This is a genomic window from Natronomonas sp., from assembly GCF_046710025.1.
Classification (GTDB): domain Archaea; phylum Halobacteriota; class Halobacteria; order Halobacteriales; family Haloarculaceae; genus Natronomonas.
In genome coordinates this window covers 1-20,250 of sequence record NZ_JBKEGK010000004.1, presented here as the reverse complement: position 1 = coordinate 20,250, position 20,250 = coordinate 1, and the positions used below count along the sequence as shown (strand labels likewise).

The 20,250-nt window shown below is 63.0% G+C and carries 23 protein-coding genes; 11 read left to right on the top strand and 12 right to left on the bottom strand.

Translation table 11 applies throughout. The annotated features are described in order from the left end of the window. Positions 1-35 precede the first annotated feature (35 nt). Positions 36-1,460 (bottom strand): dihydrolipoyl dehydrogenase, encoded by a 1,425-nt coding sequence (lpdA, locus tag ACI944_RS00655; protein ID WP_411717133.1) that lies wholly within the window; start codon positions 1,458-1,460, stop codon positions 36-38. Positions 1,461-1,550: 90 nt separating this feature from the next. Here lpdA and ACI944_RS00650 point away from each other — a divergent pair, with 90 nt between their 5' ends. The 4 genes from ACI944_RS00650 to ACI944_RS00635 all read left to right on the top strand — a co-directional run bounded on the left by ACI944_RS00650 (position 1,551) and on the right by ACI944_RS00635 (position 4,850). After that, positions 1,551-1,973: a DUF2214 domain-containing protein gene (locus ACI944_RS00650; RefSeq protein ID WP_411717132.1), complete on the top strand. Its 423-nt coding sequence runs from the start codon at positions 1,551-1,553 to the stop codon at positions 1,971-1,973. After that, positions 1,966-2,448 (top strand): hypothetical protein, encoded by a 483-nt coding sequence (locus tag ACI944_RS00645; protein ID WP_411717131.1) that lies wholly within the window; start codon positions 1,966-1,968, stop codon positions 2,446-2,448. The genes ACI944_RS00650 and ACI944_RS00645 overlap by 8 nt, the downstream gene beginning before the upstream one ends. 98 nt (positions 2,449-2,546) lie before the next feature. Beyond that, the gene (locus tag ACI944_RS00640) at positions 2,547-3,134 is read left to right on the top strand and encodes a hypothetical protein (protein WP_411717130.1); all 588 of its coding nucleotides are present in this window, start codon (positions 2,547-2,549) and stop codon (positions 3,132-3,134) included. 630 nt (positions 3,135-3,764) lie between these two features. Then, the gene (locus ACI944_RS00635) at positions 3,765-4,850 is read left to right on the top strand and encodes an FAD-dependent oxidoreductase (RefSeq protein ID WP_411717129.1); all 1,086 of its coding nucleotides are present in this window, start codon (positions 3,765-3,767) and stop codon (positions 4,848-4,850) included. Between the two features lie 95 nt (positions 4,851-4,945). Here the strand turns inward: ACI944_RS00635 and ACI944_RS00630 are convergent, their stop codons facing one another. Further along, positions 4,946-5,647: a hypothetical protein gene (locus ACI944_RS00630; protein WP_411717128.1), complete on the bottom strand. Its 702-nt coding sequence runs from the start codon at positions 5,645-5,647 to the stop codon at positions 4,946-4,948. A 236-nt stretch (positions 5,648-5,883) separates the two neighbouring features. Here ACI944_RS00630 and ACI944_RS00625 point away from each other — a divergent pair, with 236 nt between their 5' ends. The 3 genes from ACI944_RS00625 (at position 5,884) to ccsA (ending at position 10,244) form a co-directional block, all read left to right on the top strand. Beyond that, on the top strand, positions 5,884-7,299 hold the full coding sequence (locus ACI944_RS00625; protein ID WP_411717127.1) for a cytochrome-c peroxidase: 1,416 nt from the start codon (positions 5,884-5,886) through the stop codon (positions 7,297-7,299). A gap of 125 nt (positions 7,300-7,424) precedes the next feature. Beyond that, positions 7,425-7,892, top strand: a complete 468-nt coding sequence (locus ACI944_RS00620; protein ID WP_411717126.1) for a thioredoxin family protein — start codon at positions 7,425-7,427, stop codon at positions 7,890-7,892. Positions 7,893-7,898: 6 nt separating this feature from the next. Beyond that, positions 7,899-10,244: a cytochrome c biogenesis protein CcsA gene (gene ccsA / locus ACI944_RS00615; protein WP_411717125.1), complete on the top strand. Its 2,346-nt coding sequence runs from the start codon at positions 7,899-7,901 to the stop codon at positions 10,242-10,244. A gap of 43 nt (positions 10,245-10,287) precedes the next feature. Here ccsA and ACI944_RS00610 read toward each other — a convergent pair whose 3' ends face one another. Both ACI944_RS00610 and ACI944_RS00605 read right to left on the bottom strand, forming a co-directional pair. Further along, positions 10,288-10,998 carry a heme exporter protein CcmB gene (locus tag ACI944_RS00610; RefSeq protein ID WP_411717124.1) on the bottom strand — a complete coding sequence of 237 codons (711 nt, stop codon included), beginning with the start codon at positions 10,996-10,998 and terminating at the stop codon, positions 10,288-10,290. Continuing rightward, positions 10,968-11,723 carry an ABC transporter ATP-binding protein gene (locus ACI944_RS00605; RefSeq protein WP_411717123.1) on the bottom strand — a complete coding sequence of 252 codons (756 nt, stop codon included), beginning with the start codon at positions 11,721-11,723 and terminating at the stop codon, positions 10,968-10,970. Before ACI944_RS00605 ends, ACI944_RS00610 begins: the two co-directional genes overlap by 31 nt. A gap of 130 nt (positions 11,724-11,853) precedes the next feature. Here ACI944_RS00605 and ACI944_RS00600 point away from each other — a divergent pair, with 130 nt between their 5' ends. Together ACI944_RS00600 and ACI944_RS00595 are read left to right on the top strand one after the other, a co-directional pair. Beyond that, positions 11,854-12,291, top strand: coding sequence for a cytochrome c maturation protein CcmE (locus ACI944_RS00600; protein ID WP_411717122.1), 438 nt, complete (start codon positions 11,854-11,856; stop codon positions 12,289-12,291). A gap of 98 nt (positions 12,292-12,389) precedes the next feature. Further along, positions 12,390-13,877, top strand: a complete 1,488-nt coding sequence (locus ACI944_RS00595; protein ID WP_411717121.1) for a molybdopterin-dependent oxidoreductase — start codon at positions 12,390-12,392, stop codon at positions 13,875-13,877. Between the two features lie 6 nt (positions 13,878-13,883). Here ACI944_RS00595 and ACI944_RS00590 read toward each other — a convergent pair whose 3' ends face one another. From ACI944_RS00590 to ACI944_RS00575, 4 genes are all read right to left on the bottom strand, one after another. Continuing rightward, the gene (locus tag ACI944_RS00590; protein ID WP_411717120.1) at positions 13,884-14,045 is read right to left on the bottom strand and encodes a CcmD family protein; all 162 of its coding nucleotides are present in this window, start codon (positions 14,043-14,045) and stop codon (positions 13,884-13,886) included. Positions 14,046-14,051: 6 nt separating this feature from the next. Continuing rightward, positions 14,052-14,798, bottom strand: coding sequence for a cytochrome c biogenesis protein (locus ACI944_RS00585; protein WP_411717119.1), 747 nt, complete (start codon positions 14,796-14,798; stop codon positions 14,052-14,054). Positions 14,799-14,867: 69 nt separating this feature from the next. Then, on the bottom strand, positions 14,868-15,200 hold the full coding sequence (locus ACI944_RS00580; protein ID WP_411717118.1) for a DUF5658 family protein: 333 nt from the start codon (positions 15,198-15,200) through the stop codon (positions 14,868-14,870). Positions 15,201-15,215: 15 nt separating this feature from the next. Beyond that, entirely contained in the window at positions 15,216-15,350 is a 135-nt protein-coding gene (locus ACI944_RS00575) for a hypothetical protein (RefSeq protein ID WP_411717117.1), read from the bottom strand. Positions 15,351-15,482: 132 nt separating this feature from the next. Between ACI944_RS00575 and ACI944_RS00570 the strand changes: the two genes are divergently transcribed. Beyond that, positions 15,483-15,914: a universal stress protein gene (locus ACI944_RS00570; protein ID WP_411717116.1), complete on the top strand. Its 432-nt coding sequence runs from the start codon at positions 15,483-15,485 to the stop codon at positions 15,912-15,914. Positions 15,915-15,964: 50 nt separating this feature from the next. Here the strand turns inward: ACI944_RS00570 and ACI944_RS00565 are convergent, their stop codons facing one another. Genes ACI944_RS00565 through ACI944_RS00555 form a run of 3 tightly spaced genes read right to left on the bottom strand, consistent with a single transcriptional unit; the run spans position 15,965 to position 19,029 of the window. After that, positions 15,965-16,669, bottom strand: coding sequence for a fumarylacetoacetate hydrolase family protein (locus ACI944_RS00565; RefSeq protein ID WP_411717115.1), 705 nt, complete (start codon positions 16,667-16,669; stop codon positions 15,965-15,967). 57 nt (positions 16,670-16,726) lie between these two features. Next, positions 16,727-18,295 carry an MmgE/PrpD family protein gene (locus tag ACI944_RS00560; RefSeq protein ID WP_411717114.1) on the bottom strand — a complete coding sequence of 523 codons (1,569 nt, stop codon included), beginning with the start codon at positions 18,293-18,295 and terminating at the stop codon, positions 16,727-16,729. Positions 18,296-18,321: 26 nt separating this feature from the next. Continuing rightward, entirely contained in the window at positions 18,322-19,029 is a 708-nt protein-coding gene (locus ACI944_RS00555) for an SOS response-associated peptidase (protein ID WP_411717113.1), read from the bottom strand. A gap of 240 nt (positions 19,030-19,269) precedes the next feature. Here ACI944_RS00555 and ACI944_RS00550 point away from each other — a divergent pair, with 240 nt between their 5' ends. Further along, positions 19,270-19,650 carry a hypothetical protein gene (locus ACI944_RS00550; RefSeq protein WP_411717112.1) on the top strand — a complete coding sequence of 127 codons (381 nt, stop codon included), beginning with the start codon at positions 19,270-19,272 and terminating at the stop codon, positions 19,648-19,650. Positions 19,651-19,759: 109 nt separating this feature from the next. Here the strand turns inward: ACI944_RS00550 and ACI944_RS00545 are convergent, their stop codons facing one another. After that, positions 19,760-19,918 carry a hypothetical protein gene (locus tag ACI944_RS00545; protein ID WP_411717111.1) on the bottom strand — a complete coding sequence of 53 codons (159 nt, stop codon included), beginning with the start codon at positions 19,916-19,918 and terminating at the stop codon, positions 19,760-19,762. Between the last annotated feature and the right edge of the window lie 332 nt (positions 19,919-20,250).

The following is a 20,250-nucleotide window of genomic DNA, read 5'->3' as shown; positions in this document are numbered from 1 at the left end:
GCCGTCGTGAAAGAATGGTGCGGCCGGCTACGAAGTCACCGATTCAGCGTGTGAAGCGCCGCCCCCTGCGCGTTCGCGGCCGCCTCTGCGACCGCCTCCGACAGCGTCGGGTGGGTGTGGATCGTTCCGGCGATGTCCCCGAGCCGTGCGCCCATCTCGATCGCCAGCCCGACCTCCGCGATCAGCTCCGAGGCGTTCGGAGCAACGATCCGCGCGCCGAGGACGAACCCCGCCTCCGCGTCGGCGACGATCCGGACGAACCCTGTCTCGGATCCGAGGGTGAGCGCCCGCCCCGACGACTGCATCGGCATCTCGCCGACGACAGGGTCGAACCCCTCGGCCTCGGCCGTCTCGGCGTCCAGCCCGACAGTCCCGATCTCGGGGTCGGTGAACACCGCCGCGGGGATCGCTTGCTGATCGAGCCGCGCCGGCTCGCCCGCGACGACCTCGGCGGCGACGTGGCCCTCGCGGTAGGCCGTGTGCGCAAGCATCGGCTCGCCGGCCACGTCACCGACAGCGTGGACACCCTCGACGGCGGTTTGAGTCGCGTCGTCCGTTTCGAGGACACCGTCCTGGTTCGGTTCGAGTCCGACCGCCTCAACGTTGCAGGTGTCTGCGGCCGGTTCCCGGCCGACAGCGACGAGGACGCGCTCTGCTGTGTGGGTGTTCGTCTCCCCGTCCTCGGTCTCGGTCGTGACTCGTGCACCGTCGTCGGCCTCCGTCCAGCCCTGTGCTGGCTCGCCGAAGCGAAACTCGATCCCGAGCTCCTCGGCTCGCCCGCGGACGACGCGGGTGACGTCGTCATCGTAGCTCGGAAGAATATCGTCGAGAGCCTCGACGACCGTCACGTCCGCCCCCAGCTTCGCGAAGGCCGTTGACAGCTCCATCCCGATGTAGCCCCCGCCGACGACACAGAGCGACTCCGGGAGCGTCTCAAGAGAGAGCGCGTCGCTTGAGGTGAGGATCCGCCGGTCATCGAATTCAAAGCCAGGGATCTCGATCGGGCGGCTCCCTGTGGCGACGATGGCGTGTTCGAACTCGACCGACTCGCTACCCTGGCCCTCGCCGCCGTGGGCGACCCGAGCGGTGTGCTCGTTGACGAACTCCGCACGCCCCTCGATGAGGTTGACGCCGTTGGCCGTGCACAGTTTCTCGACGCCCCCGGTCAGCCGGTCGACGATGCCGTCCTTCCAACCGACGAGTTGTTGTAAGTCGACGTCAGCGTGGGCGTCGATCCCCATCGATTCGGCGTGTTCGACATCGTGGACGAGGCTACTCGCGTGAATGAGCGCCTTCGAGGGAATACAGCCCTCATTCAGGCAGGTGCCGCCGTAGGCGTCGGCCTCGACGAGTGTCACGTCAAGGCCGAGCTGGCCGCCCCGAATCGCAGCGGCGTAGCCGCCGGGGCCGCCGCCGATCACCAGCAGTTCGGTTCCGGTCGAGATATCTCCGACGACCATGCGTTGTCGGTCCCACGACGCCAGGGATTAAAAACGGGACGGGCACCGCGGAACCGTACGTACTTGTCGGCGCGCCACGAAAACGAGTTGATGGCAGTGACGCAGTACGTCGCCGTCCGCTCGATCCACGTTCTCGGTTCAGGGTTCGTGGTCGGGGGGTCGGCGGTCCTGTGGCTCGCGTTGCGCGCCCAGGGGCCGGTTTCGGTCCGCCTTCTTTCGTGGTTCGAAGCCGGCTTCTGGGCCGTCCTCGGCGTGATGGTGTTCACCGGCCTTGGCAATCTCGTCGGCTTCGGCATCCCGACCACCGGGGTCCGGGCGAGCGCGTTCTCGATCAAACTCGCGTGTATCCTCCTGCTTGCAGCCGTCTCCGCCGTCCGATCGCTCTCGATCGCCGAACTCCGCCGTCGGGACCGCGAGACTGCGACGGCCCGCGGCCTCCGATGGCTGTATGCGGCGACGACGCTGCTCTCCGCGACAATCGTCCCGCTGGCGGGGGTGCTCGCCCGTGGCTGACCGCCGCGACGACCCGTGGACCCGCCACCTCAGGGCGTTGATCGTCGGGACGGCGACGACCGTCCTCCTCGTCGTCGCGACGATCCTCGCGAGCCACCTCGATGGGTCGCTCGCGGATACCCTTCCGGCAGTCGGGACCGCCGCTGCAACCTTCTTGTTCGGCTACCTGTGGCTCCTGACCATCGTGGCGGCCGGGGCCGCACTGCCGTCCGGTGTCGACGCCCTCGCCCCGGCGACGTGGCTGGGCCGGACGGCCGCGAGTGGCGCCGGAGTCGCGCTTGTGTACCTGACGATCGTCTTCGTGCTTGGGTTTGTCTCGCCGCTTCCGGCGCCCGTCGCACCCGGCTTCCGGTCGGTGTTCGGAGCGGTCGCTGTCGGCACGGTCGCCGGGGCGGTCCTCGGAATAGTCGCCGGGGCGATGTTCGCCCTCTGCCGACGGGCCGCCACGACCGCCGTCCGCGACACCGATATGTGATTTCTCATCCGTGCCAGCGGTCGCCCGCGGCGGTCAGGCCACGAACTTGGACGGGACCGATCGGGGGGTTTTTTCGCCGCCCATCCCAACTCAGAGCGATGGACACCGAGCGCGAACTCGACACCGATCGCCGACGGTTTCTCGCCTTGACGACGACCGGGGCCGCCGGACTCGCCGGCTGTTCGGAACTCCGAAGCGAGCGCACGCCCGAGACTCAAGAGGGTGCCCCCGAACCGACACCCGAGAGCGATGGACCCACCCGAACCGTCACGATGATCGTCCAGCCAGATCCCGGGGCGTTGCGGGAGGCCCAACTTGAAATCAGAACGGCGCTCGACGATGGCGAAATCGACCGCGAGGAGGCTCGAACCCGATTGGCCGAGCGCGAACAGGAGCTCCTCGTCGAGGCGATCAACACCGTCGACGGCGCGATAAATTCGGCGAACGCCGAACGCCTCGACACGGTCGAACAGGAGGGGACGTTGCTGGTAGAGGGCGACCCCCTCGCGCTAATCGACCTGCTTGAGGAACCGCTTCTCACCGCTGTCACCCATCGGGATCGCTTCGAGCGGGCGCGCGAACGGGTGGCCGTCGGGTCAGGGGGCGAGGACGGGGGCGGAACCGGGGCTGAAACCGAAAACGGAGCCAACGGCACGGACGACGCAAACGGAACGGACGGCGCCTGAGGCAGGATCATCCCGCGACGATCGGGGAGAGTTGCTCCGTTAGATAACTCGGCATGGAGCAGGTGGTAGTGCCCAGTCGCTGCGAGCGAGCAGCTTTGTCGTTGAAACGCGTAGCTGAGGGATCGGTAGAACACACATCGGTGGGCAAACTTATATATCATGAACTGCACTCAGACCTGATAGTAAACTTGCACACGCTGAACAGCAGACTTCACCAGCAACGCCGAAACCGCGTCCCGCCCCACGAATACCGTATTCCAGACGACAAGGCCTTGCCGGGTAACGCGGGCTCTCCTCACCGGAGAAACGAACAAGATATCATTTTGTCAACTCTTATGCGTGGCTGAACGTTGAAATACAGGATAGTAATTATAAATCGACATTTCATCGTGCATTTCAATTCGAAACGCATTGGATTTTGGGACAGCCTCCGCTTTCCCCCGTCGAAATACGTTGCGACGGAGCCCCAACACACTGTCCGGGATTCTGATACTAGAATGTGTCGAACGGCCAACAGAGCAGCGTATAAGCGTACATATGTATATATTTGAAGATGTAAGTAAACACGCAGACACTGCGTTCCCGCCCCGATCATAGACTACTTGTTACTAGAGCCAACAGAGTCGACAAATGGAATGCACGATCATCGGCGGTGGGATTCAGGCGTTGTCGACGGGGATCCTGCTTCAGCACCTCGGACACGACACGCGGATGATCAGCGAATCGTTCTCGTACGTCGACGGCGCCGACACGCCGACAGTCTCGACGGACTACGCGGCCGCCTCGATATACCCGGTCCAGATCGAGTCCGAGTACTCGGAGGACGAGCTGATCGCGCGGGCCGAATCGACGTTCAAACCGTTCTATGACACTGACGGGATTCCGGTCCGAAAGCACACCCACTACTACCTGTACGAGGAGCCCCACGACGAAGCGAACCCGGATCGGATGGCGGTCACGGACGTTGCCGAGTACGACGGGGAGCTACCAGCCCGCCCTGGTGCGGATGTTCGTGGTGGGTACGTCTGCAAGGAGTACTTCGTCGAAATGCCGGAGTACGTTCCCCTGCTGTACGACGCCTACCACGAACTGGGTGGGGAAACGGAGACACGAACCGTGGCAGCTAGCGAGGTAGACAACCTCACCGGCACCGTTTTTAACTGTTCCGGGTACGGGAGTCAAGCGTTGTTCGATGACGATTCGATGCGGGCGATAAAAGGTCATATCCTTCAGGTCCCGTACGACGGGGACGAGCCGCTGCCGTTTTCGTACACCTACACACCCGCGGAATACGATCACTACGCGTATATGTATCCGCGAAAGGAGACCGTTCTTTTCGGCGGTTCTTATTTAAAAGGCGACATCGTGGACGGCGAGTGGCGCGGCGAGTCCCCCGAGAGGCCGATGACCGTCGACGGGGTAACAATCCCGGAACGGCTGTACAAGGTATCGAAAGACATCATGAGCGAGTACGTCCCAATCGAACGGGACGCCGTGGACGTAAAGTACGGGTACAGACCGTACCGGGCCGACGGAATGCGAGTAGAGCAAGACGGTGATGTCGTCCACAACTACGGGCACGGCGGGAGCGGCGTGTCGATGTCGTGGTGGTCGGCGTTGCGGGCGGTGGGGTTCGTTGACGACGTTCGCGAGGCGGTCCTTCCGGGCGTCGCCGAGGCAATCGCGCGGGTAGACGCGCCGGCCACCCATCGGTGAGAACACGCGCCTCCCCACGGTTTTTAGATATCCTTCCGCCTTGCACGGCCTCCGTTTATAAACAGCTCCCAGCCACACCCGGTCGTCGAACCGCGCTATCGCCCGTCGTCCGACCGTTCGACTGAATCGGGCGGTGACACCTCGAAGCCGCCGTCGTGGTCGGTGAAAATCGTCTCGATGGTCAACACCGCGCCACCGCCGCCCTGGCTGATCTCCATCCGGAGGTCGGTCCCATAGAGCGTGTCGGTGTCGGTGTCGATGAACGCATAGTAGAGAAAGTCCTCGACCTGATAGGTCGCGTGCTGGCCTTCCCCGGTCCCGAGAACTTCGTTCCGCCGCTCTTTGCTCACGTTGACGCGGAACATCGTCGTCTCGGTGCCGTCGATGGTCTCGGTCCGGACCGGCTCGAAGGTCGCGCCATCGAGAGTCGCGACCGCGTCGCTGAACGTTTCGGTGGCCGCCCACGAGCCCTCCGAACGCTTCCACTCGTCGCTGTCGCCACTGCGCGTGTGCCGCGTGTTGTCTTCGACATACTGTTCAGTCTCGCTGGTTTGGACGCCGGTACCAACGTTCGTTTCAGTACGCATCGATAGCCTGGCTTGCCGCGACTCGGTGTCGACTGCTCCCCCGATTTCGATGGTTTCGTTCACCTGTGACGACCGGAGCGTTCGCGTTCGTTCGACGCGGTACCGTTCGAGTTCGTCGGCGTTCGCCTCGAGGGCAGCCACGTCGACCTCCGGCGTTGCGCCGCCGTCCTCCCCCGCCCCGCCGGGCAACGCCCCGCTGCAACCCGCCACCCCGAGACAAAGTACCAGCGCCGCGACAGCTAATCTCCGGTTCGATCGGAACACAGTATTTATACTTTGAATGATCAGTAGTAAAGCTTACTCTCGGCAGTCTCTGGCGTTTTATACCGTCCACAGATAATCACACCATTGTGGCGCGTCCCAGTTGCTCCCCTCCCGGGTACTCCGGAGACCGAAATGGTACGAGACCCGTACGTTTATAATACACCCAATTAAATCGTGCGAGTATGCGGAACAGACGCCAACGACTGCTAGCCGTGCTGTGTGCGTGCCTTCTTTTGTTCGCTGGAGCGGGAGCGGGGGCCGTATCAGCAGCCGAGGCTTCGACAGCAGCCGACGAGGCCGAAACGGACGCCGTCTCGCAGGTCCAACAGATGGACAACGAGACGGACGAACTACCGGTTGAGCCACCGACACAGGCACATCCGGGCTACGAGTACATCAAAGATGAGGGTGATACCGAGGCGAAGATCGAACTCGGCAAACAACTGTTCCTCGACCCGCGCATCTCACAGACAGGGACCGTCTCGTGTAACACCTGTCACAACGTGATGGATCCGGGTGGCCACGACGGTCGGCCGACCGCGATGGGTGTTCACGGCCAGACCGGCCCGGTCAACTCCCCGACAGTCTGGAACTCCGGGTTCCACCACACGCAGTTCTGGGACGGTCGTGCCGACACACTCGCCGAACAGGCCCAAGGCCCGCTCACCGCGGACGTCGAGATGGGGATGCCCGATACCGGTGCGGTGCTCGAGCGGCTCCGATCGATCGACGGCTACGTCGAGGCGTACGAAGAGGTCTACGGCGATGAAGCGGACGTTGAAAACCCCGAAGACATCATCACGCTTGAGCGCACCGTTGACGCCATCGCCGCCTACGAGCGGACGCTGGTAACGCCGAACAGCCCATACGACCAGTACGTCCAGGGTGACGCGGACGCGCTGTCAGACCAGCAACTCGACGGCATGGAGACGTTCAAAGAGGTCGGCTGCACCAGCTGTCACAGCGGTCCGATGTTCAGCGGCCAGTGGGACGAGCCCGAATCGGGTAACGGCGTCTACCGTAAGAATCCGACGTACCCGGACAACGAGCAGTGCTCCGAGTACGTCGACGAGTACGGCCTGATGGAGAACCCCGGCCGGATGGGCGTTACCGACGACGAGGCTGACCAGTACCTCTACAAGGTCCCGACGCTACGCAACGTCGAGTACACCGCCCCGTACACGCACACGGGCAACGTCAGGACACTTGAGGAGCAGATCCGACTGATGGGCGCGTGCCAGCTCAATCAGAACCTCTCCGACGAGCAGGTCCAGAACATCAGGGCCTTCCTCACGAGCCTCTCCGGAGAGCACCCCGATCAAACGATGCCGATGCTTCCGGGCCCGAGCGGTGAATCGATAGTCCCGGCCGACTCCGGTGTCCAGCCGAGCGAGATGGGTCAGGATGCGGAGATGCAGGAAGAAACCGAGATGCAAGAAGAAACGGAGATGCAGGAAGAAACCGAGATGCAAGAAGACAGTGAGGAGTCCGGCGGTATCATCGAGGATACCCCCGGCTTCACGATGGGACTGACGGCTGTCGCGCTGGCGCTGGCGCTGGCAACCGCACTCATCGCCCGCACCCGCCGGTTCGAGTAACGCGAACCACAGGGGGTGTCGCCACCCTTCCACTCCGGTGGCAGTTCTATTAGCCCGAGTTCGACGACCGACGAGGCTTTTAGCGATGAACCGAAACAGCAAATACTGACGCAACAAACCGATCGATGACGCCACGAAAGCTACTGACGATTGTCGTACTCGTCGCGGTGTTAGGGTTTGGCTACTACTCGATGAACGCGGCACCGGTTCTCAGCAACCACGAGTACACGTATCAGGGCGGTCTTGAGTGGCACGAGGATCCCGATGAGGCGCTTTCGGTCGCGGAGCAACAGAACAAGCCGGTCCTCGTCTACTACTGGACGACGTGGTGTACGTACTGTCAAACGTACGATGATGAGCATTATCAAGACGAAGACGTCCGAGAGGTGCTTGACGAGTACGTCCTGCTCGCGATAAATCTCGATGATCCGGGGCCAGGGGTTAACCTGGCGATGGACCACGGCGCGAACTACCCGCCACAACACGTTATCATGACCCATGATCGGACGGAGGTCTCGGAATTGGGCGGCTACGTGGAACGCGATCGCTTCCTTCAGGAACTTCGCCGCGGACTAGATTCGGTGGCGACCTAAGATACGATGTTTTCGCTTCAAACGACACCCACCCCGGGGACTGCGCTTTTAGTTGTTGCAGCGTTCGCCAGCAGCCTCGCGGCAATACTGCTGTTGTACAGCTATCTCGACCGAACCGATGACCTCCGCCGCGTGATACTCGGCGCCGCGGGCGTCTCCGCCGGGGCGCTCGTCGCCGCTCACAGCTATCTCACCTACCAGTTCATCGTCGGTGACTACACGAACGCCTACGTCTGGCGGAACACGGCCGACTACCTGCCGCTTCTGTACCGGTTCACCGGCGCGTACGCGAGTCATGAAGGATCGATCCTCCTGTGGGCGACGCTGGCCGCCGTGGTCGCGACGTGGACCGTCTTTTCGGGATACTTTGAGGGACGCGGCTCGCGGCTCGTCCAGTCGCTCTCGCTGTCGGTCGTCGCGATCTTCGCGACAATGTTGGTTGCACAGAGCCCCTTTACGCCAATCGAGGTCGCGTTTCCCGACACGCCGTCGGGGTTCGTTCCCCCTGACGGCGACGGGTTGAACCCCTTGCTCGTCAATCCGTGGATGGCGATCCACCCGCCGATCACGTTCTCGGCGTACTCGCTTTTGATTGTCCCCTTCGCGCTCGGGGTGACACACTTTGTCTCGCTGTTCCGCGGCGAGGAAAGCGTTTTCGAGGCGTGGCTGCCGAGCATGGTCAAGTGGCTCCGGGTCTCGTGGCTCCTGCTCACCGCCGCGATCGTCTTTGGCGGTATCTGGGCGTACAGCGTGCTCGGTTGGGGCGGATTCTGGTCGTGGGACCCTGTTGAAACCGCGGTTCTCGTCCCGTGGCTCGCGCTCACGGCTTCGCTTCACGCGATCAACCGCTACGAGAAGACGGGCGAGTACGCGGTGTTCGCACCGGCGTCTGCGGCGCTCGCCTTCCCAATTGTCGTGTTCGCGACCACCGTCGTCCGCAGCGGCGTCTTCCGGAGTGTCCACTCCTTTGCCTCCGGCGGGATCGGAACCGGTATTCTGTTTTTGCTTGCCGTCACCGGCTCCGTCGCGCTTGCGCTCCCGCTCGCCTACTGGCTCCTCGCGGCCGACGATCTCGACCGGCCGGCCAATGAATCATGGCTGAGCAGACGGACCGTTTACCACGTTACCGTCCTCGCGTTCACGGTGTTGGCGTTCATCTCCATGTGGGGGCTCGCGTTCCCGGTTATCCGGAACGCGGCGACCGGCGTCGAGGTCAGCGTCAGCCAGGACCACTACAACCTCTGGAGTTACCCGGTTGTCGTCCTCACGCTGTTGGCCGGGGGGCTCTACGCGCTCCTCGATACCGGGCGGCGCAGACTCGCCCTCGGCGTCACGGGGGTCGTGGCCATCTTGACCGCCGTCGGGGCGTTTGTCGCCCCGACGCCGAACTGGTATCTGAGCGACCCAAGCGCGCTCGATCCGCTGGTCTATCGGATCGTCGGGAATCTGAGCGTCCTCTCGATCATCCCGCCGGCAGCGTTCTTTGCGGCGGGCTGGATCACCCGATACGTCTCCCGGGTCCGTGGCGTGCCCTCACGGTCATTCAAGCTCCGCGAGACCGGGATCGTGCTGATCCACATCGGTGCGGCGGTGCTAGTCGTCGCCGTCTCGTTCGTTTATCTGTTTTCGACCTCGGCGTCCGTCGCCCTCATCGGCGTCGACGAGGTCGGAAACGATCCCGAACCGATCGTCCAAGACGTCCCCAACTCGGAGTACACCGTCGAGATAACCGACTACGAGGCCGTCGGTAGCCCCACGATCGAGGAGGCGGCCCGTTCACCCTCCGGGGTGCTCAGGGTCGACGAGGACGTCTCGATCGTCAGGGGAGAGATAACAGAAACCAACGAGATAGAGGGGACCGCGGTCGCGCGTCTCGATGACTCGGAGGTGTGGCTGGCGAACGCCGACGGCACTGCTTCCTTCGATGTCGGCACCGAGGTCATCGCCCGCGGGACCGTCTTCGAGGTCGACAGCGGCACTGCCGCCGAGGCCGTCTACGTCTACACGGACGGGCCGAACATGGGGCCGCTTTCGGACCCGCCCCGAGAGGTTCACACACCGCGGGTGACGTCTCACGAACTCGACGTGACGGTGTACGAGGGAGACGAAACGGTGGCCTCAGGGACAATCGCCGAGCAGGAGTATCTCCGCGCGGAAATGAACACCAACGATCCGGTCATAGAGCGCAGCATAACGGGCGACACGTACATCGTCGGTTCGATGAACGGTCCCGGGGCGTCGATCACGATCGACACCTACCCGCTGGCGAACCACATCTGGTTCGGCGTCGTGTTGATGTTGCTCGGGATGGCGACGCTCACAGTCGCCGACGGCTGGTTCCGAAAGCGCTGAGTGGGTCATCTCCCTCGGTTCGTTGTTCACATATTCGGCGTCCTCAGCCCTCGACGACGTATTCGAAGGTCATCCAGCCGGCCACCAACATCAGCCCGTCGTAGGTCACGAGGATCCGAAACCACGCCGAGGTCATGGGTGCCGACAGCGCAGGCCGAGTCAACTCGGTCCCCGAGAGCAGTATCGGAACGACGAGCGGGATCAACAGGACGGGCAACAACGACTCCTGAAGCCCGGAATGTAACATCAGCACCGACACTAGGACCCCAACGGCGCTGAACCCCACCGCAGCCAGCACCACGACGACGAGGAGCGTCGGAAGGGTGTCGGGCGGGAAAGCGTAGTCGAGGAAGACGACGACGAACCCGGTACTCAACACCCCAACGACGGCCACGAAGACGGTCGAACTCACGACCTTCCCAAGATAGACGGCGGATCGATCCACCGGCGCGAGAAGGAGTCCGCCGAGCGCCCCGTTGCGTCCCTCACGGGCGACCGCGTGGCTCATTCCGACGACACCGCCGAAGACGACGGCGATCCAGAGGGCCCCTCTGGCGAGGATGTCGCGGTCGCCAACCTGTTCGCCGAAGACGAACGAGAACACGACGACGATCAGTAGCGCGAAGACGAACGCGGCGTTGATCGTTCGTTTGCTTCGGGCCTCGACCAACAGATCCTTGCGGGCCACCTCGTAGATGACCCGAACGTACCGGCCAAGGGCGGTCATTCCTCGTTCCCGTTCTTGTTTTCGCATCCGCCCCCGGCTGCCTCAGCGCGTGTCACCTGGCCCCGACAGAGCCGCTCGTACCGGTTGAGAGCGGCTTCGACGGAGGAGAACTGGTCGGCACTCGCGTCCTCGATCAACTGGCCATCATTCATGAACAGAATCCGGTCGGCCAGCCGGACCCCGCGTTCGAGATCGTGGGTCGCAGCCAGCACCGTCCGGTCGTCGAGATCCTCCAAGACTGCTTCGATGCGATCGAGCGAGGATCGATCGAGGCCGGTGTAGGGCTCGTCGAGGAGCAACACGTCGGGATCGTGGACGAGCGCGCGAGCGAGAGCGACCCGCTTTCCCATCCCATGTGAGAAGCCAGCGACTCGTTCGCTGCCGCGCGCCGCGAGGCCGACAGTTTCGAGCAACTCCTCACAAACCGACTCCTCGACGTTATGAAGTCTCGCGTGGAGTCGGAGGTTCTCCCGGGCGGTGAGGTCCTCGTACAGCATCGTCTCGTGGGTGAGCACGCCGATCCGGGAACGCACGCCGGCGCGTCCATTGACGAGCGATTCGGAGCCGATCTCGATCTCTCCGGACGTCGGGCGCGACAGCGAGGCGAGCATCCTGATAAGCGTCGTCTTTCCGGCGCCGTTGGCCCCGACGATGACCGCCCGCTCCCCGTCGGCGAGCCGAAAAGAGACGTCCGAGACGCCGACGTGTGCGCCGAAGCGCTTCGAGACACCGGCAACCGAGACGATCGACATACCGAACGTAGTCGGACACGCAAGTTAAGCGTTGTAATTCGTCGTGCCGCGTCCTCTGGGTTCCTCACATTGTCCCGCTATCGAGTATTGGACGAAGAGTTGATGTGCTTTGACACAAAAAGCAGACTCAATGAACCGGAAGACGAAGGCAGTCGTTGGCGGCGTCGGGATTGTCGTTCTCTTGGCGATCCTAGCGTCGACGACGATGGGTGCGACCGCGGAGTTCGTCTCTCCGACGGATCTTGAAGAGACGGACGCCTACGACGGTGATCTGATAAAACTCGAGGGCCGGGTCGTCAACCTCCAAGACGGCGACCGGATCACGTTCGATGTCGCCGATGCAAATCACACGAAGGCGGTCGTTTACGAGGGGGAAATGCCCGAAACAATGTCCAAGGGTCGACTCGTCGTCGCGGAGGGACAGTTCGACGGCGAAACGGTCCACGCGGAGTCGCTCACAGTCCGGGCGCACGAGGGCGAGGGCGGCGCTCCTGAGGGCCACAATAAGAGTTACAACGGAACAAAAGACGGATACAACGGAACAGACGTCCCCTCGGCGCCATCGTGATCGGCCGACAGCCCATTCAACAGCGCGTTGTTGACAGAAACAAGTGTTTTGATGACCGCCGATAGAACGAATCAGATCAAACGGCACGCACTCGCGTCATGAACAATAAAAAACTGGCTCAGAACATCGTCGCATTGTTCGCGAGTGGGGTCTCCGCGGTCGCGACCTCGTTCGCGATACACGCTACCTCAGAATCGTTCGTCGTCTCTGCCTTCAATCGGATCGTCCTCGGATACCTCCCTGGATGGTTCGTCTCGGCGATAATCCAGCGGTTCGGATCGATCGCTCTTGAGTTGAGTATGCTGTTTTCGGGGGTGTTGCTCTCCGTCGTCCTCGGCGCTGCCGCCTTCGGCGGATACGTCGTCGGATCTCGCGCGAGTCCGCCGTACGGTCGCCCCGCGGGCGGCGTCGTCGCTGCCATCCTCGTTTTCATCGGTACGTTCGTGATCGTCGGATCCGCCGTCTCGGTCGCCGCTCCGGCGGCCATCGGTGGCGTCGTTGTGGCGTACCTCGCCGGGCGAACGCCCGACTCCGAGGATATCGACGTTGATCGGCGATCAGTCGTGCGTGCTGTCGGCGGGGTCGCAGCGTTCAACGTTGTCGCACACGCCGCCGGACTCTTTCGCCGCGATCAGACACAGCGGGCCGAACGAGAGCTTCAACAGCGCGCCTCTCGGGTGCAGTCCGAGCACATGCTCTCGGAGGCCACCGAGGCCGAACTCGACGCCGAGGGGATCAAGCCGCTGATCGCCCAGGTCGGCGACTTCTATCAGGTCGATATCAACCCAAGCCCGCCATCGGTCGACACCGAGGCGTGGAGTCTCTCGATTACCGGGCTCGTCGACGAGGAACTGGAGCTCTCCTATGAGGATATTCTTGCATACGATGTCGTCCACCGGTACAAGACGATCCGCTGTCTGAGCGATGGTATCGACGGTGACTCGATGGACACGGCCGTCTGGACTGGGTGTCGGGTCGGCGATATCTTGGACGCGGCCGGACCCAACGACGAGCACGTGATGCTGAACGGGGCCGACGATTACTGGTATTCCCTGCCGCTTTCGTATCTTGAGGACGCCGTGTTGGCCTACGGGATGAACGGCATCGAATTACCGCAGGCGCACGGCTATCCGGTTCGGCTGCTCGTCCCCGACCGCTGGGGCAAACTCCACGTCAAGTGGCTCACCGACATCGAGATCATTTCCGAGGACGAGAGCGGTTACTGGGAGGAGAAGGGCTGGGACGGGATGGACCCGGTCAACACGGTCACGAAGATCGACCGTATCAACCGCCCGGACGGACGGATACAGATCTGTGGGCACGCCTACGCCGGCGCGCGTGGCGTCGACGCGGTTGAGGTGTCGGTCGATGGCGGCGAGACCTGGAACGAGGCGACGCTGAGTCAGCCGCTTCCGAACCCGGACACGGAGCGACAGTGGGTCTACGAGTTCGAGCCCGACCGTGATAGCCACGAGATGTACGCCCGGACGATCGACGGCGAGGGGACAGTCCAACCGGAGGAGCAAACCGAGCCATTCCCAAACGGTGCCACTGGGTGGATCAACCGAACGTTGCGCGCGGAGTGAGGGGCGTCACTCCCCTCCCGATCCAGTCCTCGATCCGGGGTCGCGATCCGAGGCGGCGATGTCCTCTAGCCGCTGTTCAGCCTCAGAGAGGCGGCTGCGAAGGTGGAGGACGTACACGACGAGCGCCGCAAAGATGCTGCCGTAGCCGAAGACGAGTAGCGGCTCCATGACTGATTAGTCATCCCCCAGCGGTTTGTGCGTTTCCGTCGCCGTCCGGCCTTTCAGCGAATCTACCCTCGCGGACAGCTCCCGGACCCGGACCCGGCTCCCGAGCAGGTACACGTACAACAATAGCACCGCGACTATCGAGATAAGCAACACCGACGCCGTGATGGTCGCCTCGGTGTCCGGGTTGCCGACCGACGGCGAGTGGAGCCGAGCAGTCCACAGCCGCGTTGAGACGTACGAGATCGGGACTGTGATGAACCCGACGACGCCGTACACCGACGCGAGCCGCGACACAGACCCGGACCCACCGGCACCGGAGTAAATGATCAGATAGCCGGCGTAAATAAACCAGATGAACAGGAACGTCACGAGCCGGATGTCGGACCAGTCCCACCAGGTGTTCCAGATGACCCGCCCCCAGACGCTGCCCGTAACCAGCGTCAGGGTCACGAACACGAAACCGATCTCGCCCGAGGCGTGCGCGAGTTGCTCCCAGAACCGTGTCGCGGTCACGAGATAGAGGACGCACCCGAGAAACGTGATCGTAAGCGCGATCCCGCCGACGACCGCCATCGGGACGTGCCAGTACGCGATGAGGTTAATGCCGTGGGAGACGCCGTACATAGAATCCGAGGCGTACCCGAACACCAACCCGACCGATGCGAGCCCCAAAAGCAGGGTCAGATAGCCTGGGATCGAACTCTTGAACGCCCGACGCAGGAGCCCCACAACGGGCCGCTCGTACCGGTTCATATCACTGAGTACGCGTTGGCCAATAAAAAACGTACGCAGTGTCCTTCGGACAGCACGAGCGATAGCCGTTCAGGTAGCGCTCGCAACGACAAACAGGTTCCAGGTGGTGACGACGCCGCCCACGAGCGCGAGCGCGAGCGGAACCGCGATCCGTCCCGGCGTTCTGAGCACCACCCACGCGAAATAAAATGACGCGAAGACGACCGTCTTGACGAGTATCAGTGCGTACGGGCCATATGCCTCGATAAGCGGCTTCGCGACCGGCCCGGCCTCCGCGATACCGCCCACTGAAAGTCCCCAAAGCGTTGTTGCGGTGTCGCCGATTCCGTACAACAGGATCGCGGCGATCCAGACGTAGACGTCACGACTACCGACCACGGCGACCGTCGTCGTCTCACTCACGCTTAAGTGGTGAGTTCACGGGATAATAATTGCAACGCCGGCGGCTGCGACGAGACACGCGAGCGCCAACAGAACCACAAAGTCGACCGCCGGGGTGATGTACGCCTCCCGGGTTGGCGTTTCGGCCGCGCTCGCGTTGTCTGTAGCCATATCAAAATTACTGGAGGAGCGGTCTTCAATACCGACCTGGTTTCGAGCAGTGAGCCGTACCGCGTGCTATCGATCCGCTCTCGCTGCGGCGAGACGGTTCGTTTCAAGTAGGTGGCCCGCGGACTCAATCGTATGTACCATTCGATTCTTTTACCGACGGACGGGAGTGAACGCGCGGCCGCCGCATTAGACCATGCGATCGGTGCAGTAGAGGCGTACGATGCCTCCTTACATATTATCTCTGTCGTCGATCAGCGTGTCATCCTCGCCGCGGATATCGAGAACAAATCCGACATCCGGTCCGAACTGGTTGACGAGGCGACCGAAGCCGTCGAGGACTTAAGAGTACAAGCTGAGGATGCTGGTGCTTCAGTTACTACCGCGACGCCGGAGGGCGTTCCGTACCGGGAAATCCTCTCGTACGCCGACGAAGCCGACATCGGCCTCCTCACGCTCGGTACGCACGGCCGGACCGGCCGGGAGAAACGACTCAACCTAGGGAGCACGACCGAGCGGGTTGTCAAGGCTGCCGATCGTCCGGTGCTCGTCGTCGATATCAGCTAAACTATCTTTTAGTATCGAGAGAATCCCGCCGTTCACGGCGGCCGAGGATGTCACTCAACGGTGTTTCGGAGCGTTCCGATCCCCTCATAGCGGATCTCTATCTCGTCGCCACGCTCGAGGAGGCCGGGGTTCGCCGGGCTACCGAAGCTGATCACGTCGCCCGGCTTGAACGTGAACCGCTCGGAAAGGAACGAGACCGTCTCGCGGGGTTTATTGAACATGTTCTCGGTGTTGTCCTCTTGCCGGAGTTTGCCATTTATATGTGTCGTCATTTCCATTCCGACCGGCTCAATGTCCGCGATGACAGGACCGAGCGGCCCGGAGGAGTCGAACGCTTTCCGAGCCGTCCGTCGCTCCTGGTCGAGGCAATCGAGATCGTTGAGAATCGTGTACCCGCGGACGACATCATCGACATCCTCCTCCGGAACGTTCTTGCACTCGGTCCCGATCACCGCCGCGAGTTCTCCCGCGTAGGTCAACTCCGAGGTGAAACTCGGATACGGGATCGGCGTTTCGGGATCGTGCAGCGAGACCGGCGGTTTGATGAAGAAGTCCGGCTCCTCCGGGATCTCGTAGTCCATCTGTTCGACCTTCTCGCCGAAGTTCCGGCCAACGCAGTAGAAGGCCGACGGCTCACACGGCGCAAGCAGTTCGTATTCCGCCGGCTCGTAGGTCTTGTCGTCCGTCCGGACGGTTCCATCGTCGTACTCTCCTTCGAGAACACCCTCCGCCGTTTCGATCCGTGCGTACTTCATACGGGCTTCGGCGTCCGCCGGTTTCTTACGTGTTGTCATCGCTGCCGGCGTGTTGACTCACATCCCGTCGGATAACCACCCGAGACGGATCTCGGACTCCTCGTCGATCCGTGACAGTCGGTCAGTTCGGCTTCGAGCCGTCGATTCCGACACGCCGAGTGCTTCGAGCGACTCCCGACACTTCCGTTGGGCGACAGCACGAATCTCGGCCAGAGGCGCCCCGGCGATGCCCGATGGACGCTCGATGGCCCCCTGGAACGTCCGACCGTCGGCGGTTCGAACGGCGACACGAGCGCCGATCAGTCGCTCCATCGATGAGGGATCCGGGATCTCGGTGAGCCGCCCACCGGTTCCGAGCACGATCCGCGGGTGTTTGAGCGTCGCTCGCGCCCCGACGGCCCGGGCGACCCGTGGGCCGATGCTACGGCCCATCCGGTCAAACTCGATGCCCTCCGGGATCGACGACCGAAGCGCCGCGATCGTCAATTCGGGATCGTGACCGAGTTTAATCCGGTCGGTGATTCGCTGGACCCGCTCGCGTTTGGTTCCCGTTCCGATCTGCTCGGGTATGATCTCGCCATCAACGAGCGCCTCCGCCGTCGCTCGGCGAGTCGAGCACACCACCGCGGGGAGTGGGGGCCGGTCGCCGTCGAGATACGGTCTCACGGCCGAGTCCATCGAACGTAGCGCCTGGGGGCCGTATACTTCAACCCGCGCGACGGTCGTTCGTCCACGATCGAGACGCCCTCTCGCCGCAAGCGCAGCCTCGGTCGCCGCCGCCACGTAGACGCTCCCCGGAACGTCTTTGACGCTCAGCGCGGCGGTGTGCCAGCGCTCGCCGAAGTCAAAAAGATGTCCGCGCGCCGGCCGGCGGCAGAGTTCGGATAACAGCCCGTCGTCCGATTCGATCAGGTCTGTTGGCCCCTCGATTCCCGATCGGGCGCTTTCGACCGCAGCGAGTCCGGTCCTGATGGGCGCGCTTGCCCGCCAGACGCCCGACTCGGACCCGAGTGCCGACCCATCGATCGGCTGTGGTGGGTCCGAGAGCGCTGTCGCGAGCGCATTCGCGAGCGTGGTGGGATCGTCGCCCTCGATCACCGCCCGTCCGGTCGCCGCGCCAGCGGCGTGTATCCAGGCTGTGCCGGGAGCAGCGAACGGTCCAGTCGGTATCGCTGCGCCGAGTCGACCGGCGATTTCGTTCGCGGCGACCTGGGCCGTGAGGAGATCCTCTCCGTCGGCCCCCGCGGCTTCAGCGTACGCCAGCGGAACGAACACGCAACTGGCAGCGGTACGGCCGCCGAGGATCGATCCGTCGAACGCCAGGGCCGACGCGAGCGCCCCGTTCCCGACCGCGGCAGTCGCCGGGGCTGCTCGCCCGCAGCCGAGGACTGTTGTGTCCCCGCCGGTGGGCTCGATCGTCTCCCAAATCCGGTCCCCGATGGGGTGTATCCGGGTTCGGAGCGCAGCGCCGACGCCGCTCGTCAACTGCGCCCGTGCGGCGCGTCGGACTGGACGGGGGATGTCGCCGTAGGACAGCGCCGCCGCCCAATCCCCAGCGCGCTCGAGAAACGGCTCCTCCGGCCGGCCCGCCCCGCCGACGAGCGGGATCCAATCGGGGGTCTCCATCGGTCGCTTCGACGGCTGCCGCCGGTTTAGATCGTTCGGTCAGGGCGTTCCTCGACGGGACGGACGAGCTCCGGACGGTCGTTTGCGGGGTCGTTGACCGCCGTCGAGACCGGATAGGCATCGAACTCGCCACCGGGTACGGGGTCGAACGAGACGTCCTCGCCCTCCAGCCACGCGGACTCCGTCTTGGGATTGAGGATCACCGCCATTCGGTGGTGGAGCGGCTTGACGACGTCGTTCGGATCAGTCGTCAGCACGGTGAACGTTTCTAGGGGTTCGACGCCGTCCGGCTCGGCGGCTCCGCCCGAGAACGCATCAAGCCCCGTCTGTGCCGTTTCGGGCGTCCAGCGCTCGTAGAGTCCGGCCATCGCGAACGGCCGATCATCCTCGAAGCCGACGCGGTACGGCCGCTTGCCGTCGCCTGTGTCAGCCCACTCGTAGAAGCCGTCAGCCAAGACGAGACAGCGGCGTTTCCTGTACGGTTCGGCGAAGGCTGGCTTCTCGTGAACGGTCTCGGATCGAGCGTTGATGTAATTCTCCGTCGCATCGTCGGCCCACCGCGGAACGAGCCCCCATTTGAGACGGCGAACCTCACCGGGATCCTCGTCGGTGATCACCGGAAGTTTCTGTCCCGGTGCGGCGTTGTACCGCGGCTCAAAGTCGTCCCCGAACGACACGTCAAACCGTGATTCGAGATCCGCCTGCGAGGCAAAGAGGCTGTAACGGCCACACATACCCGACAGTACGACCCCGGCTTCGATATAGCTGGCGAACAGGCGGAGCGGACAGTTTTGGCGTCGTCCGACGGCGGCGCTCCGCACTCTCGCCTGAACCGGCCGTCGGCTGTCGGCTACGTCACAGAGAAGGGTGCTTCCATCACAGTATATAAACCCTCGCCGTGGAACGGATCTCAGCCGGGCGCTCTCGGGCCACTCCGCCCTCGATTTTAAACGATATCGCGGCGTAGAACTAGTGTGGCCGACGACGATCCGACCTTCTCGATCCCGCGACGGCCGACCCGACGCTACCGGAGCCGTGGCGGCGTCGAATACGAGGGGGAAACTGTGTTTACGCTCCGCCCGGAGCGCAGTCCTGAGGGCCGATCACTCACCGAACTCGTCGAATCGGTGCTCGACCGGGGACCGTATCGGTACGGCGATTGGTTCGACCTCCCGATGCCGGTGTACCTCGTCCACGACGACGGAACCGGGGACACGTTTCGGATCGCCGTCCGGGACGGAACGGTCAAACTGTATGTTCTTCCGAACACCGACCGTGCTGGGCTTCGGGCGTTCTATGAGCGACTGATCCCGAGGACCGAGTCAGCGTGGACCGTGACGTGTCAGACTGACTGAGCGAGCACACCCAACTGGCTGTTTGACTGTGTCCCGACGGCCCGTCATTCGGCCCTAAAGGTTCCATACCGACGGAATAGACTCTGCCCGTTACAGTACTGTGCGACCCTTAGGCCGACGTGTTGATTCCGTTGATCGTGACGAACCCGTAGTCGCACTCGGTACAGTGCCACTTCTTTTTTGTACCGAGGTGCATCCGCGTGCTTGCGGCTTTGTAGAACTCCGTCGAATCACAGTCCGGACAGTCGGTTTCGAGCGAGAGGCTCATATTGCGGGATACAACGGGGGGTGCATTGTAGTTTTCCCGTTGGGTCGGGAACAGGCAGTGTCGGGCGTTCGGCGCGCGTTGAGTATCCGACGAGCGCCGACGGAAACCTCGATTGCCCGATCGGCATCATATCTAACCATGTGATGTACCCGGTAACGTAGAAAAAGTACACGTATATACCGACATATATCCCACATACAATCGCTTATACACTAACTGTGCGACCAACAAGTGAATGCCGAAACAAACACGGCGAGATACGTTCAAAACGGTCGCTGCACTACTGACGACGGGCGCAATCGGCAAGACCGCGACTGGAACGGCGGAGGCGG